Below are 16,453 nucleotides of genomic sequence, written 5' to 3'. Positions count from 1 at the left end.
ATCTACTGCGCGTCCATCGCGGCGGCGAGGCTCCGCGGACGCATGTCGGTCCAGTGGGTCTCGATGTAGGCGAGGCAGGCGTCGCGGGTGTCGGCCGGGTGGGCGGTCTGCCAGCCGGCGGGCACGTCGACGAACGTGGGCCACAGGGAGTGCTGGCCCTCGTCGTTGACGAGCACCACGTAGGTGCCCTCCGGGTCCTCGAACGGATTGGTCATCCTCGTTCTCCTTGCGTTTGCGGGGAAAGCACCGCGGCGAGGGAGCCGACGGTGGGGTGTTCGTAGAGCTGGTGCACCGACAGCCGGGCGGTCAGCGCGGTGTTGATGCGGTTCACGAGCTGGGCGGCGCGCAGGGAGCTGCCGCCGAGGTCGAAGAAGCGGTCGTCGCGGCCCACGTCGCTGCCGAGGACGTCGCTCCAGAGGGCGGCCAGGTCCCGTTCCAGCTCGGTGGCCGGCGGCACGAACCGCCGTCCGCCCCGTTCCAGCGCCGCGACCGCGACGGCGAGCAGCGTGTCCTGGTCGGCGGGCAGCCTCTCCACGCGCAGACAGCGCAGGGGGTGGTCGAGTTCCCTCGCCACCGGCGCCACGGCCGCCCGGACGTCGGCCTCGGAGGCCGGCCCGGTGTACACGACGATCGCCTCCGCGATGTGCAGGCTGTCGGGGGCGAGGACGCGCGCGATGTGCTCGTTGCGGCCGTCGAGCCCGATCAGCACGGTGGCCCGGTCCTGGCCCAGGACGGCGAGCAGCGAGGCGAGGCCCTCGTCGGGGTCGAGGGCGCGGAAGCCGCGGGCCTCTGCGGCGCCCTCGGGCGCGGCCCGGTTCATGCCGAGGCCGCTCCAGGTGCTCCAGGCCAGGCAGTGCACCGGCCGGCCGCGTTCGCGGCCCCAGTGGTCGGCGAATCCGTGCAGGAAGCTGTTGGCCGACGAGTACGCCGCGAAGGAGCTTCCGCCGAACTCGCCGTTGACCGACGAGAAGAGCACCAGGGGCGTGTGGGGGCGGTCCTCCAGCAGTGCGGCGAGGGCCAGGGTGCCGGTCACCTTCGCGCGGTAGGCGTCGCGGAAGGCCTGGGGCGACTCGCGGGCGACCTGGTGGCGTTCCAGTCGCGCCCACTGGCCGGAGACGTCGGCGCCGGCCAGGTGCAGCACCCCGTCGAGCGGCGCCCCCCAGCGTGCCTCCGCCTCGCGCACCGCGGCCCGCAACGCGGCCGGGTCGGCCACGTCGAGCGCGCGGTACACGACGTCGCCCAGGGCTCCCAGGTCGTCGAGGCGTTCGGCGCGCTCGCCCCGGTCGGCCGGGCCGCGTCCGACCAGCAGCAGTTTCGCGCCGTGGGCGGCCAGGAGGTATTCCGCGACCGGATGGGCGACGCCGCCGAGGCCGCCGGTGACGAGATAGCGGCCGCCGGTGACGAACGCCTCCCGCCCCGGTTCGCCGAGGGCCATCGGCCGCAGCCGGGGCGCCAGGCGTCGCGTGCCGCGGTGGGCCACGAGGTCGGCGCCGTCGTGGCAGGCGAGTTCCGTGACGATCGCGGCGGCCCGGTCGCCGGGGTCGGCCACGTCGAGTTGCCGGACGGACGGCAGCAGCCGTTCCGCGGCCGCCGTCCGCAGCAGACCGGGCAGGCCCGCGGCGGCGAGGTCGAGGGTGTCGCCCGCGGCCGTCCACAGACCGCCGCTCGTGACCACCAGGAGCGGGGGCGCGGGATCGTGCGCGGACAGGTCCTGGAGCAGCCGGAGCACGTCGAGGGTCACGCCCTCGGCGTCGGGGCCCTGGGCCAGGTGGACGACGGCGCCGGCGGGCCCGGCCGGGCGGGCGCCGCCGGCCGGGCGGACGACCAGCTCGGGGACGCCGGGCACGGCGGCCAGCTCGTCCCGCAGGGCCTCGGAGACCAGCCACGGGCCGGGGGGCAGGGCGCCGCGTTCGGCGGGGAGGTCGATCCAGGTCCGCTCGAAGTACCAGGGGCTGTCCGGCTCGTCGCACCATGCGGCGTACTTGCCTTCGTCGAGGTCGGCGAGGAGCCGGGCCCGCTGGATCTTGCCGCTGCCGGTCTTGGGGAAGTCGTCCCGCTCGACCGGGATGACCAGGTCGGGCTGGAGGCCCAGGGTCTCGGCCACCCGTGCCTTGATGGCGGCGATGGTGTCGTGGACCGAGGTCCGGTCGCCGTGCGCCGGGACGAAGAAGATCACCAGTCTGTCGGTGCTGTCGCCCGCGCCGGACCAGCCGCAGGCGGCGACGAAGGTGACCTCGGTGCCCTCCACCTGCTCCGCGATGGACTCCACGTCGTAGCTCAGGATGTTGGCGCCCTGGACGATGATGAGGTCCTTGTCCCGGCCGGTGATGGTGAGCCGGCCCTCGTGCAGGAACGCGAGGTCGCCGGTGCTGAACCAGCCGTCGGCGGTGAACGCCTCGGCGTTCGCCTCCGGGTTGCGGTAGTAGCCCTCCATGATCGTCGGCCCCGTGATCTGGAGCCGTCCCACGTGGTCCTCGGGCAGCACGGCGTCGTCCGCGTCGACGATGCGCAGCCGCACGCCCGGGACCGGCGGGCCGACCTCCGTGAACGTGACGGCGTCGGGGCCGGCCGACCAGCGCAGGGCCCCGCCGAGCGAGCTCTTGTCCACCCGCAGCCGGCCCGCGTCCGGATCGCCGGCGCGCAGCGTCGAGTGCGTCACGCCCGAGCTGGTCTCCGACATCCCCCAGGACGGGCGCATCGCGTCGGCCGGCATCCCGTGCGCCGTGAGCAGCTCGATGAACCGGTCCGCGGTGCGGCTGACGACGGCCTCTCCGCCGTTGAGGAGGTGCCGCAGCGTGGACAGGTCCCAGGACCGGCCGGTCATCGCGGCGGCGCGTTCGTTGACGAGGGCGAAGGCGAAGTTGGGGGCCCAGGTGTTGGTCACGCCGTACCGGTCGATCCAGTCGAGCCAGCGCAGCGGGTCGGCGAGGAAGGCGTCGATGGTCGCGTTGACGTGCCGGCAGCGCAGCACCACGTCCCGCACGCTCCACATGACGATGCCGCCGACGTGGTCGAGCGGCATCCAGTTCAGCCCGACCTCGTCGGCGTCGAATCCGTTCACCGCCGCGACGGCGCGGGTGCGGGCCAGGATGCTGCGGCTGGCGTGCCGGACCACCTTCGGCACGCCGGTGCTGCCGGAGGTGAGCAGGTGCACGACCGGGCTGTCGGGGGTCGCCGGGAACCAGTCCGTGCTCTGCGGGCCGTCGCTCAGCTCCTCGACGACGGCCACCCGCAGGTCGTCCACGCCCCACAGGGCGGGCAGCCTGGCCACCGCCGGGGCGAGGGAGGCGTCGGTGAGGACGAGCGGCCGGTCCAGCAGCTGCCAGGCGTTGCGCAGCCTGGTCGTGCCGGCGTTCTCGCGGTCGTAGCCGGGTGCGGCGCCGACCGGGGTGGGCAGGTACCCGCCCAGGACGCACGCCCAGAACGCGGTGAGGAAGGCGCGGTTGTCGCCGAACTGGAACAGCACGGACTCGCCGGGGGCGATGCCCGTGGAGCGCAGGCCGGTGAGCAGCCGCTGTGCGTCGGCGAGCAGCCGGGAGTAGCTCTGGACGTGCTCGTCGTCACCCGTCAGGTAGACGATGCCCTGGTCGGGGGTGAGTTCGGCGGCGAGCCGGAGCGCCTCCTGCAACGTGGTGGGGAAGGCGGGGTCGGCCGGCAGGTCGCCGCCGTACGCGACGGCCGGCGGCCGCGCCGGAGCGGGCGGCGCGTCCGCGGTGCGGGGCGCAGCGGGGCGCGTCCGGCCGAGCCGGGCCTCCCTGCGCAGCAGGGGCGCGGCCTCCTCCACCCCTGTGACGGATTCGGCCGCCGCGCGCAGCAGGGCCACGGCGTCGGGTCCGGGCATGGTCATCGGTTCGGTCCTCCTTGACCGGCGTGCGCGGGCCGGCGGCCCAGCAGCGTGCCGCCGACGATCGCGGCGAGTTCCGCCTCGGAGTCGTTGAGATAGAAGTGGCCGCCGGGGAAGACCTCGACGGAGAACGCCCCGGTGGTCTGCTCGCGCCACGCGTGGAGGCCGCTGACGGGGGCGCGCGGGTCCGTGTCCCCGCCGAGTGCGGTGATCGGCACGGAGAGCGGCTGGTCGGGGCGGTGCCGGTGGTTCTCCCAGAGGGTGAAGTCGGCGCGCAGCGTCGGCAGCAGCAGCTTCATCAGCTCGGGGTCGCCGGACACGGTGTCCGAGGTGCCGTCCAGGCTCCGCAGGGCGGCGCCGAAGTCGTCGTCGGACAGCCGGTGCAGCTGCGGTGCGGCGACGTCGTGCCCCGGGGCGGACTGGCCGGACAGGAACAGGTGTCCGGGCTGGGTGCCGCGTCTGCGCAGCGCCCTGGCCAGTTCGAACGCCAGCAGCGCGCCGCCGCTGTGGCCGAAGAACGCGTACGGGCCCTGGAGGTAGGGGCGCAGCGCCACGGCGACCATGCGGACGGCGGCGTCGGCGGACGCGGGATGCGGTTCGCCGACGCGGTCCTCGCGGCCGGGCAGCTGCACGGCCACGATTTCCACCTCGGGCGGGAAAAGGCCCGGCCATGCGGCGAAAGCGCTCGCCCCCGCTCCCGCGTGCGGGAGGCAGAACAGACGGACCCTCCGGTTCGACCGCCGGGCGCGGCGGACGAGTGGAGTTTCTGCTATGAGCCTGTCAGGCATGACCGGGCCGCCTCGAAATATGCGGGACAACAGGAATTGCGTCACACGGTATTGAGCCGCCTTATCGGTCCTCTATTACGGCCATTTCCGGGGCACATTCGAAGGACCCGGCGATACGTGCGGCCACGTCGCGCAGCAGGGCCGGCTCCAGCAGATCGTCGTGCCCGCACGGGAACGGGGTGACCTTCAGCTCCCCGTCCACGTAGGGGGCCCAGGCGGCGGCCAGGTCCGCGGCCCTCTCCTCGCCGCCCGAGGTGAACAGGGCGACCTCGCCCTTGTACGCGGCGGGCCGGTGTGCCGTGACCACCATGATCGTGTTGATCATGACGTCGAAGAGCCGCTCGTCGGCCGCGCCGCCGAGGATCTCCCCGACCAGGCCCCGCGCCCGGGCCCGCTGTTCCGCCTCGTCGCCCCGGTCGTCGGGGTCGCCGCCCGCGTCGTCGCTCAGGACGGCGAGCACGTCCCGGGCGGTGAGCGGCCGCTGCTCCTCCACCGGGCCCTCCTGGGCGGGGTCGCCGGGCCGGGAGTCCATGACGGCCAGCAGGGCCACCTGCTCGCCCTGCTCCTGGAGGGCGGTGGCGACGGCGTGCGCGATGTTGCCGCCGGTCGAGTACCCCAGCAGGTGGTAGGGGCCCTGCGGCTGCACGGCGCGTAGGTGCTCGACGGCGTCGAGCGCCCATGCGGCCAGCGAGTCCGGCAGCGGTCCGGGGCCGTCGAGTCCCCGTGCCTGGAGGCCGTACAGGCCGACGTCCTCGGGCAGTCCGCGCAGCAGGCCCGCGTAGCACCAGCTCAGGCCGAGGGCCGGCGGGGCGCAGAACAGGGAGGGGCGGTCGCCGGCCCGGCGCAGCACCGCCATGGGGCCGGTGTCGTCGGCGGTGTCGAGCCGCGCGGCGAGCAGGGCCGGGGTGGGCGCCTCGAAGAGCGTCCGGACGTCCGTCACGACGTCGAGCGCGGTGCTGATCCGGGTGGCGAGACCCATCGCGAGCAGCGAGTGGCCGCCCAGTTCGAAGAAGTTCGCGTCGACGCCGACCCGGGGCAGGGCGAGGGCTTCCGCGAAGAGGCCGCAGAGCAGTTCCTCGCGCAGGCTGCGCGGATCGCGCCCGGTCGTCGCCGCGCTCACCCGCGGTACGGGCAGGGCCTTGCGGTCGAGCTTGTTGCTGGGGTTCAGCGGCAGGCTCTCGAGCACCACGACCACGCCGGGCACCATGTGGGCCGGCAGCAGCGCGGCGAGCCGGCCGCGCAGTTCCCCGGGGTCCAGCCGGACTCCGGGGGCCGGGACGGCGTAGCCGACGAGCCGGTCGGCGTGGACGGCCGCGGCGGCGTGGGTGACGCCGGGCTGCTCGGCGAGCGCGGACTCGATCTCCCCCAGTTCGATGCGCAGGCCGCGCAGCTTCACCTGGGTGTCGGCCCGGCCGGCGAACACCAGCCGGCCGGTGCGGTCCCAGCGGACGAGGTCGCCGGTGCGGTACATCCGGCCGCCGGGTGCGAACGGGTCCGCGACGAACCTCCCGGCGGTCAGAGCGGGACGGTCGAGGTATCCGCGGGCCAGGCCGGGACCGGTCGTGTACAGCTCTCCCGCCACGCCGGGCGGGACGGGCCGCAGGTACCGGTCGAGCACGTACACGCCGGCGTTGGCGATGGGCCGGCCGATCGGGACCGGCTGCCGGCCGGGAGCGTCGTACACCCAGGACGCGACGTCGACGGTCGCCTCGGTCGGGCCGTACGCGTTGACGAGCCTGCGGCCCCGCGACCAGTGCGCGGCCACGTCCGCCGCGGGCACGTCGCCGCCGGTGACGATGACCCGCAGGTCGGGCAGCGCGATCCGCGGCAGGCCGGACAGCACGGCCGGGGTGAGGTGCGCCTGGGTGATGCGCCGGTCGGCGAGGAACGCGGCGAGTTCGTCGCCGGCCAGGACGCCCGGGGGGATCACGAGGCAGGAGCCGGTGAGCAGGGCGAGGCACAGCTCGGAGACGCTCGCGTCGAAGCTCGGGGAGATCAGCTGTGCGACGCGGTTGCCGGGCCCGGCCTCGTAGCGCTCGGCCTGGTTGGCGGCCAGGCCGGCGATGCCGCGGTGCGCCACCACGACGCCCTTGGGGCGGCCCGTCGATCCGGAGGTGTAGATGACGTACGCGGCGTCGTCGAGGTGCCGGGCGACGGCCGGTTCCGTGCCGGGGAGCCCGTCCGGGACCGGGAAGGAGGCGGGCGTCAGCTCGCACACCGGCCGGGCGTCGTCGAGCATGAACGCGATCCGCTCGGCCGGGTAGGCCGGGTCGACGGGCAGGTACGCGGCTCCGGCCTTCAGCGTCGCCAGCACGGCGACGACGAGGTCGGCCGAACGGGGCAGCCGCAGCGCGACGATCTGCCCCGGTCCCGCGCCCCGCTCGCGCAGCAGGTGGGCGAGCCGGTTGGCGCGCAGGTCCAGCTCGGCGTAGCTGAGCGTCTCGGCTCCGTACTGGACGGCCGGGTGGTCCGGGGTGCGGGCCGCCTGCCGCGCGAAGAGCTCCGGCCAGGTGAGCGCGGGGACGTCGCGGGCGGTGTCGTTCCACTCCTGGAGGACCCGCCGGCCCAGCTCCGGACCGAGGACGTCCATCCGGTCCAGCGGCGTGTCCGGTTCGGCCACGGCCGCGGTGAGCAGCCGCACCAGGGAGTCGGCCAGAGCGCGGGCGGTCTCCGGGTCGAACAGGTCGGTGGCGTAGCGCACGATGCCGTTCAGCCCGGAGGTCTCGTCCTCCTCCAGGACGAACGCCAGGTCGACCTTGGCGGTTTCCGTGTCGACCTGCTCCCCGTGCACGACCAGGCCGGGCAGTTCCGGCTCCGCGACGTCGAGGTTCTCCAGGGTGAGCATCACCTGGAACAGGGGGTGATGGGCCGGCGAGCGGACCGGGTCGAGCGCTTCGACGAGCCGCTCGAACGGCACGTCCTGGTGGGCGAACGCGGCCAGGTCGGTCTCGCGCACCCGGTCGAGGAGTTCGTGCAGGCTGGGGCTGCCGGAGACGTCGGTGCGCAGCACGAGGGTGTTGACGAAGAAGCCGACCAGTTCGCGGGCGGCCTCCTCGTCGCGTCCGGCGACCGCGCAGCCGAGCGGGATGTCCGTGCCGGCGCCGTACCGGGCGAGCACGGCGGCGAGGGCGGCCTGCACCACCATGAACACGCTGGCGTGCCGGCGGCGGGCGAGGTCGGCGACGGCGCGGTACAGGCCGGGGCCGATGGTCAGCGGCACCGAGCCGCCGCGGTGGCCGAGGACGGCCGGCCGGGGTCGGTCGAGGGGCAGGTCCAGCAGGCCGGGCGCGCCCGCGAGGGTGTCGCGCCAGAAGGCGGTCTGGCGTGCCACCACGCTGTCCGGGTCGCTCTCGTCGCCGAGGACCTCCTGCTGCCAGAGGGCGAAGTCCGCGTACTGCACCGGGAGCGGGGTCCACCGCGGGGGCCGCCCGGCGCGGCGGGCCCCGTACGCGGTGGCCAGGTCGCGCAGCAGAAGTCCCGTCGACCAGCCGTCGGTGGCGATGTGGTGGACGAGCACGAGCAGGACGTGTTCGTCGTCGCTCCGGGAGAAGAGCCGGCAGCGGACGGGAAGTTCGGAGTCGAGCCGGAACGCGTACGCGGCGGCGGCGGCGATGTCGTCGCCTGCCTCTTCCTCCAGGACGGGTTGCGCGGTCACGGTCCGCTGGTACGGGGCGCCCGACTCGTCGCCGAAGACGGTGCGCAGGCTCTCGTGACGTCCCACCACGTCGGACAGGGCGGCCCGCAGCGCGGGCCGGTCGATCGTGCCGGTGAGCCGCAGCGCCAGCGGGACGTTGTACGTGGGCGAGGGGCCCTCGAAGCGGTACAGGAACCACAGACGCCGCTGGGCGGCCGACAACGGCACCCGCTCGGGCCGCGGGCGCGGCGCGAGCGCGGGGCGGGACGGTCCGGCGTCCGGCCGCGACGCGGCGATCCGCGCGGCGAAGGCGGCGACGGTGGGCGCCTCGAAGAGGGTCCGGATGCCGACGTCGACGCCGAGTTCGTCGCGGACGCGGGCGACGACCCGGGCGGCGAGCAGCGAGTGTCCGCCGAGGTCGAAGAAGACGTCGTCGACGCCGACCGAGGGCACGCCGAGGCTCTCGGCGAAGATCGTGCAGAGGGCTTCCTCGCGGGCGTCCCGCGGGCCCTGGGCGGAGGCGGCCGTCGCGTCGGGCTCGGGCAGCGCGTCGCGGTCCAGTTTTCCGTTGGCGGTGAAGGGCAGCCGGTCCAGCGCCACGTAGGCGGACGGCGCCATGTACTCGGGGAGCCGGTCTGCGGCGTACGCCCGCACGGCCGCCAGGTCCAGCCCGGCGGGCGTCACGTACGCGACGAGGCGCTTGTCGCCCGGCCGGTCCTCGCGCAGCAGGACGGCGGCGTGCGACACGTCCGGGTGCGTGCCGACGGCCGACTCGACCTCGCCCAGCTCGATCCGGAAGCCCCGCAGCTTGACCTGGTGGTCGACGCGGGCGACGAACTCCAGTCGGCCGTGCCGGTTCCACCGGCCGAGGTCGCCCGAGCGGTACATGCGGGAGCCGGGAGGCCCGTACAGGTCGGCGACGAACCTGACCGCGGTGAGGCCGAGCCGGTTGAGGTAGCCGCGGGTGACCAGGTCGCCCGCGATGTACAGCTCGCCCGTCACTCCGACGGGCAGCGGCCGCAGCCTCTCGTCGAGCACGTACATCCGGGTGTTCCAGACCGGCCGGCCGATGGTGATGACACCGCCGGGGACGGCGTCGCCGGGGGCGATGCGGAACTCGGTGCATCCCACGGTCGTCTCCGTGGGCCCGTACTCGTTGACCACGGTCACGCCGGGGTGGCGGCGGCGCCACTCGTCGAGCAGTTCGCCCATCAACGACTCGCCGCCGAGCACGAGTTGTTCGGACGGGGAGAACGCGTCCGGCAGGTTCAGCAGCAACGACAGGTGGCTCGGCGTGGCCTTGACGAAGGCGGGGCGGGTGTCCGGGGCGTCCCCGTTCAGGTCCACGAGGTCGACGGCGCCGCCCGTGGTCAGGGGCGCGAAGACGCCGGTCACGGTGAGGTCGAAGGAGATCGGCGAGTGCACGAGCGCACCGCGCTCGACGGAGTCGTAGGCGTCGCGGGCCCAGGCCAGGTACGAGTTCAGCGAGCGGTGCTCGACCACGACGCCCTTGGGCCTGCCGGTGGAACCGGAGGTGAAGATGACGTACGCGGCGGCGCCGTCCGGCGCGAACGCCGGCAGCGGTGCCGTCCGCGCGACGTCGCCGACCGCGTCCGGGGACGCGTCCGCGCCCGCGTCCGCGTCCAGGTGGAGGCGCGGGCGCGTGCCGGGAAGCTCGGTGGACGCGGTGGTCAGCACCAGCAGCGGGTCGACGTCGTCGAGCACGAAGGCGAGCCGGTCGGCCGGGTGCTCCGGGTCCAGCGGCAGGTAGGCCGCCCCGGCCCGGAAGACGGCGAGCACCGCCACCACCAGGTCGACGGACTTCGGCAGGGCGATCGCCACGAAGGTCTCCGGGCCGGCGCCCCGTGCGACCAGGCGCCGGGCGAGGCGGTCGACGCGGGCGGCCAGTTCGGCGTAGGTGACGCGGTCGTCCCCGCACACCACGGCGACGGCCGCGGGGGTGCGGGCCGCCTGCGCGGCGAACAGCTCCGGCACGGTCGTCCGGGGCACGTCGCGCACGGGGCCGTTCCAGCCGGCCAGCACGCTGTCGCGTTCCCGCGCCGACAGGACCGGCAGGTCGCCGACCGGGCGGCCGGAGTCGGCCGCGGCCGCCGTGAGCAGGCGGACCAGACGGTCGGCCATCGCCTGCACGGTCTCGGCCTCGAAGAGGTCCGTCGCGTACTGGATCGCGCCGTGGAGACCGTCGGGGCGTCCGTCCTCGGCGTGCTCCTCGGCGAGGAAGAAGGAGAGGTCGATCTTGGCGGTGTCCGCGCCGACGTGCTCGCGGACCACGTCGAGGCCCGCCATGCCGAAGTCGCCGCCGGCGGTGTTGGCGAACGTCAGCATCACCTGGAACAACGGGTGGTGGGCGAGCGACCTGGCCGGGTTGAGCACCTCGACCAGCCGCTCGAACGGCACGTCCTGGTGGGAGTACGCGGCCAGGTCGGCGGTACGCACGCGCCGCAGCAGCTCGGCGAAGGACGGGTCGCCGGAGACGTCGGTGCGCAGCACCAGGGTGTTGACGAAGAAGCCGACGAGGTCGTCCAGCGCCTCGTCCGTGCGGCCGGCGATCGCCGTGCCCAGGGTGATGTCGGTGCCCGCTCCCATCCGGGTCAGCAGGGTCGCGATGCCGGCCTGGACGACCATGAACAGGCTCGCCTGGTGGGTTCTCGCCAGGGCCGCGAGCGACGCGTGGACGTCGGCGGGCACGGTCAGCTCCACGACGGCGCCGCCGTTCCCGGCGACCGCGGGCCGCGGGCGGTCGGTGGGCAGTTCGAGCAGTTCGGGAGCGCCGGCCAGCGCCGTCCGCCAGTAGTCGAGCTGACGGGCCATCAAACTGTCGGGATCCTCCTCGCCCGCGAGGAGTTCGTGCTGCCACAGAGCGAAGTCCGCGTACTGCACGCGCAGGGCCGGCCAGGCGGGGCTCTCACCGGAGCAGCGGGCCGCGTAGGCGGTGGCGAGGTCGGTCGCGAGAGGGGCCGCGGACCAGCCGTCGCCGGCGATGTGGTGCATGAGCAGCAGCAGCGTGTGCTCCTCGGCGCCGGACTCGAAGAGCGTCACGCGCAGCGGGACCTCGCTTTCGAGACGGAAGGCGTGCCCGACCGCCGCGTCGAACGCCTCCGGGGAGAAGCGTTCCACCCTCAGCCCGGCCCCGGCCGGCAGGACCTGCTGGTAGGGCGTGCCCGCGAAGTCCGGGAAGACCGTCCGCAGGGCCTCGTGCCGTTCCACGACGTCGGTGATCGCCGCCCGCAGCGCGGACCGGTCCAGCGGGCCCGTCAGGCGCAGCGCGATCGGCAGGTTGTAGGTGGCGGCGGGCCCCTCCATCCGGTACAGGAACCACAGGCGCCGCTGCGCGTACGACAGCGGCGGGCGCTCGGGCCGCACGCCCGCGAGGACCGGCGGACGGACGGTGGCCGCGGTGTCGAGACGGGCGGCCGTCCCGGCCGGGGTCGGCGCCTCGAACAGCGCGCGGATCGGCAGCTCGACGGCGAACGTGGAGCGGATGCGGCTGACCAGCCGGGTGGCGAGCAGCGAGTGCCCGCCGAGTGCGAAGAAGTCGTCGTCGACGCCGACCTGCCGGAGGCCGAGCACCTCGGCGAACAGGCCGCAGAGGATCTCCTGCTGCGGCGTCGCCGCGGTGCGCGTCGCGGGGGCGGCCTCGAACTCGGGGGCGGGCAGCGCGTCCGTGTCGAGCTTGCCGCTGGGGGTCAGCGGCAGGGCGTCCAGGAGGACGACCGCACCGGGTACGAGCGTCTCGGGCAGCCGGGCGGCGAGGTGCTCGCGGACCGTGCGGATCAGGTCGTCGCCGCCCCCGTGGTCCCCGCGGGGGACGACGTACGCGACGAGACGCTCGCCGGACACGGTCACGACGGCCTGGCCCACCTCGGGCAGTTCGGCCGCCGTGGCCCGGATCTCGTCGAGTTCGATCCGGACGCCGCGCACCTTGACCTGGCGGTCGGCGCGGCCGGCGAACTGGAGGGAACCGTCGGGGTTCCACCGCCCCAGGTCGCCGGAGCGGTACATCCGCGAGCCCGCCGGGCCGAACGGGTCGGCCACGAACCGCTCCGCGCTGAGGCCCGGCCGGTTCAGGTAGCCGTGCGCGAGCTGGACGCCCGCGAGGTAGAGCTCTCCCTGCACGCCGGGCGGAACCGGGCGCAGCGCCCGGTCGAGCACGTAGACGCGGGTGTTCCACACGGGGAAGCCGATGGGCGCGTTGCCCGGGCCCGGCTCGCGGCCGGCGTCCCACGCCGTGACGTCGACGGTGGCCTCGGTCGGGCCGTACAGGTGGTGCAGCGGGACGTCGAGCAGGTCGCGGAAGTCGCGGTGCAGGTCCGCGGGGAGGGCCTCGCCGCCGCAGAACACGCGGCGCAGGCTGGTGCAGCCGGCGGCCTGCGGGGTCTGCACGAAGGCCGACAGCATGGCGGGGATGAAGTGGACGGTCGTCACGCGTTCGGCGCGGATCAGCTCGGCGAGGTACTCGGGGTCGCGGTGCCCGTCCGGCCTGGCCATCACCATCGTGGCGCCCTGGAGCAGCGGCCAGAAGAACTCCCAGACCGAGACGTCGAAGCTGGTGGCGGTCTTCTGGAGCACCCGGTCGTCGGCGGCCAGGGGGTAGGCGCGCTGCATGCCGTCGAGCCGGTTCACGACGGCCGCGTGCGGGATGACGACGCCCTTGGGGCGGCCCGTCGATCCGGAGGTGTACATGACGTACGCGGGGTCGGAGGGGTGCAGCGGGCGGAGCCGGTCGGCGTCGGTGAGCGGACCGTCCGCGTGGCCCGCCGTGTCCGTGGCCGCCAGGCAGGCGCTGTCCAGCACACAGATCGGGGCGGCGTCGGCGAGCATGTGGGCGATGCGGTCGGCGGGATAGCCGACGTCCACCGGCAGGTAGGCCGCGCCCGTCTTCACGATCGCGAGCAGCCCGACGAGCAGCTCCACCGAGCGGGGCAGGGCGAGGGCCACGAGTCCGCCCGGACCCGCGCCCCGGCCGACGAGGTGGCGGGCCAGCCGGTCGGCCCGGGCGTGCAGGTCCGCGTACGTGACCTCCTCGCCCTCCAGGACCAGGGCGACCCGGTCGGGGGTGCGGGCCGCCTGGGCGTCGAGCAGCTCGGGCAGGACCGCGGCGGGCAGTTCGAGATCGGTGGCGTTCCACGCCTCGACGACCTGTTCCCGCTCGGCGGGCAGGGTCACGTCGATACGGCCGACGAGCAGGTCGGGGTCGGCGGCGACGGTTTCGAGGACCTGGAGGAACCGGGCGGCGATGGCGGCGCCCTGCGCCCGGTCGAACTGCTCGGGACGGACGTCGAGCCGGACGACGAGACGGTCTCCGGCGATGCCGGTGATGAGGCTGAGCGGGTAGTGGGTCGCGCCGCCGCCGTCGATGTCGGCGATCTCCAGCTTCCCCGCCGGGCTCTCCTTCGCGTCGTCGTAGGGGTAGTTCTCGAAGACGAGAAGGGAGTCGAACAGCTCCCCCAGACCCGCCGCCCGCTGGATCTCGGCGAGGCTGACGTGATGGTGGTCGAGCAGGTCGCCCTGGCGGCGCTGGAGGTCGCCGACGACCTCGGCGAACGTCGCGGCGGGGTCCAGCCCGACGCGTACCGGGAGCGTGTTGATGAAGGAGCCGATCATGGCCTCGACGCCGGGCAGATCGGCCGGGCGGCCGGAGACCGTGGCGCCGAAGACGACGTCGTCGCGGCCGGTGAGCTGACCGAGCACCATCGCCCAGGCGCCCTGCACCAGGCTGTTCACGGTCAGGCCGCGGTCGGCCGCCATCCGGACCAGGCGGGCCGTGGCGGCCGGCGCCAGCTCGGCGGCGATCCGCTCCGGCAGTGCCTTGCCCGCGGGCGCGCCCGGCGCCACCGTGGTCGGCCCGTCGAGGCCGGCGAGAGCCGTCCGCCAGGCCCTTGCGCCCGCCTCCGCGTCCTGCCGGGCGAGCCAGCCCAGGTAGTCGCGGTAGGGGGTGACCGGGGGCAGCCCGTCGGTGCTGCCCTGCGCCTCGTAGACCGCGAACAGCTCGTCGACCAGCAGGGGAGCCGACCAGCCGTCGAGCAGGATGTGATGGTTGGTCACCACGAGCCGGTGCTCGCGCGGCCCGAGGCGGACCAGGCTGAACCGGATCAGCGGCGGCCGGGCGAGGTCGAACCGGGTGGCCCGTTCGGCCGTCAGGAACGCGTCCAGTTCCCCGGGCCGCAGGACCGGCTCGGACCAGCCGGGCTTCACGTCGCGGGGGATGATCTGCATCGGCCGGCCGTCCGCCCGCAGCCGGAACCCCGCCCTGAGGTTGGCGTGCCGGCGCAGGACGGCCTCGGCGCTGCGGCGCAGCAGGTCCCCGTCCACCTCGCCGGACAGCGCCAGCACGAGCTGGGTGTTGTAGACGTCCACGGCCTCGTCGTCATAGAGGGAGTGGAAGTGCAGTCCCGCCTGCAACGGTGTCAGCGGCAGTACGTCTTCGAGGCGCGAGCGCTTCATTACCAATCCCCCAGTTCAGCCTCGAGGCTGTCGATCTCGCTCTGTGTCAGGTCGTCGCTCAGGTCGGACGGCGTCAGGCCGACCGCGGCCGGCCGCTCGTCCGCGAGGGCGGTGAGCGCGTCGAACCACGCGTGGGCGAGCCGCCGTATGCCGGGCTCGGACATCACCGCGGACGCCCAGGTCCAGGTGGCGACGAGGTGCGGACGGCCCTCGCGGTTCTCGGTGACCGCGGTGATCTCGACCGCGTGCGTCATCGGCATCCCGGGCGACCGCGGCGCGGGCGTCGGCCCGTCGACGGTCTCCCAGTCGGCCGGTTCGTCGCCGTCGGTGTACCGGCCCAGGTAGTTGAAGCCGATCTGCGGCGCGACGGCCAGTCCAGGCTCGCCCCTGAGATGGCGCAGGACGCCGTAGCCGACGCCGTTGTCCGGGAACGCGCGCATCTGCTCCTTGACCTGCTTGAGCCGGTCGATCGGCGTGCGGCCCTCCGGGTCGAGCCGGACGGGGTAGAGGCTGGTGAACCAGCCGACCGTCCGGGAGACGTCCACCCCGTCGGCGACGTGTTCGCGTCCGTGCCCCTCGAGGTCGACCAGGACCGGTCCGGCGCCGCGTTCTTCCACGACCGCCGTCGCCAGCCCGCACAGCAGGGCGTCGGTGACGTTGCCGTTGACGCTCGCCGGGATCCTGGTGAGCAGCGCCTCGGTGACGTCCGGCGCCAGGGTCAGCTCGATCTCCCGGGCGGTGGCGGCGGTGTCGACCGCCGGGTCGAGCAGGCGGGCGCCGAGGAGCGGCTCCGCGGTCGCGGCGATCTCCTGCCACACCGGCAGCTCGGCCCGCCGGTCCGCCGCCTGAAGATGCCCGGCCCAGGTCCGGTACGAGGTGGCGACGGGGGCCGGCTCGGGAGCCCGGCCGGCCGCGGCCGCCTCGTAGGCGGCGGCGAGGTCGGGCAGCAGGATCTGCCACGACACCGCGTCCACGACCAGGTGGTGCAGGACGATCAGCAGTGTGCCCGGGGCGTCGGGTCCGGCGTCGAACCAGCAGAACCGCGCGACCTCGCCGGCCGCCGGGGACAGTTCCCGGCGGGCCGTCTCCGCGGCGTCGCCGTCACCGTGGTCGACGCGTACGACCGACACCGGGACGGCGCCGCGTTCGCGCACCTCGTAGGCGCCGTCCGGGCGGTGGCGCAGGCGCAGGACGTCGTGGTGGTCGACCAGGGCCTGGGCGGCCCGGACCAGTGCCCGCTCGTCGAGGCCCGCCGGGACGCGCACGGTCATCGACTGGTTGAAGCCGTCGGTGTCCTCGTACTGCTCCAGCCACCGCATGATCGGTGTGGGCGCGAAGACGCCCGTTCCGGCGTCCCGGTCCTCCGTCGTGGCCGGCACCGCCGTGGCCGCCCGGGCCAGGAGGGCGGGCGTGCGCTCCCTGAAGACGTCGCGGGCCGAGACCAGCAGCCCGCCCGCGCGGGCGCGGCTGACCACCCGGATCGACATGATGCTGTCGCCCCCGAGGTCGAAGAAGCTGTCGTCGGGGCCGACGTCGGGCAGGTCGAGGACGTCGGCGAAGATCCGGCAGAGGAGTTCCTCGCGGCCGTCGGCGGGCCGGCGTCCGCCACCGGTGGTCGTGGACCACCGCGGCGCGGGAAGGGCCGCCCGGTCGACCTTGCCGTTGGGGGTCAGCGGGATCTCGTCCAGGACCACCAGGGCGGCCGGGACCATGTAGTCCGGC

5 protein-coding genes (1 of these 5 only partly in view) are annotated in these 16,453 nt (G+C 74.6%); all 5 read right to left on the bottom strand.

The window, feature by feature from the left end; translation table 11 throughout:
• Positions 1–2 precede the first annotated feature (2 nt).
• Positions 3–215 carry an MbtH family protein gene (locus OG802_RS22450; RefSeq protein WP_329413066.1) on the bottom strand — a complete coding sequence of 71 codons (213 nt, stop codon included), beginning with the start codon at positions 213–215 and terminating at the stop codon, positions 3–5.
• Entirely contained in the window at positions 212–3,847 is a 3,636-nt protein-coding gene (locus OG802_RS22445; protein WP_329413064.1) for an SDR family NAD(P)-dependent oxidoreductase, read from the bottom strand. Before OG802_RS22445 ends, OG802_RS22450 begins: the two co-directional genes overlap by 4 nt.
• Entirely contained in the window at positions 3,844–4,632 is a 789-nt protein-coding gene (locus tag OG802_RS22440) for a thioesterase II family protein (protein ID WP_329413063.1), read from the bottom strand. Before OG802_RS22440 ends, OG802_RS22445 begins: the two co-directional genes overlap by 4 nt.
• 61 nt (positions 4,633–4,693) lie before the next feature.
• On the bottom strand, positions 4,694–14,731 hold the full coding sequence (locus OG802_RS22435) for a non-ribosomal peptide synthetase (protein WP_329413062.1): 10,038 nt from the start codon (positions 14,729–14,731) through the stop codon (positions 4,694–4,696).
• A protein-coding gene (locus OG802_RS22430; protein WP_329413060.1) for a non-ribosomal peptide synthase/polyketide synthase crosses the window boundary here: on the bottom strand, positions 14,731–16,453 show its 3' portion. Its footprint extends 20,609 nt past the window's final position; 1,723 of the gene's 22,332 nt are visible here — the last part of the coding sequence; the start codon falls outside the window, past its right edge — the gene reads right to left on this strand; its stop codon occupies positions 14,731–14,733. The genes OG802_RS22435 and OG802_RS22430 overlap by 1 nt, the downstream gene beginning before the upstream one ends.

It is taken from the genome of Streptomyces sp. NBC_00704 (assembly GCF_036226605.1).
Classification (GTDB): domain Bacteria; phylum Actinomycetota; class Actinomycetes; order Streptomycetales; family Streptomycetaceae; genus Streptomyces.
This window is presented reverse-complemented; position numbering and strand designations above follow the sequence as displayed.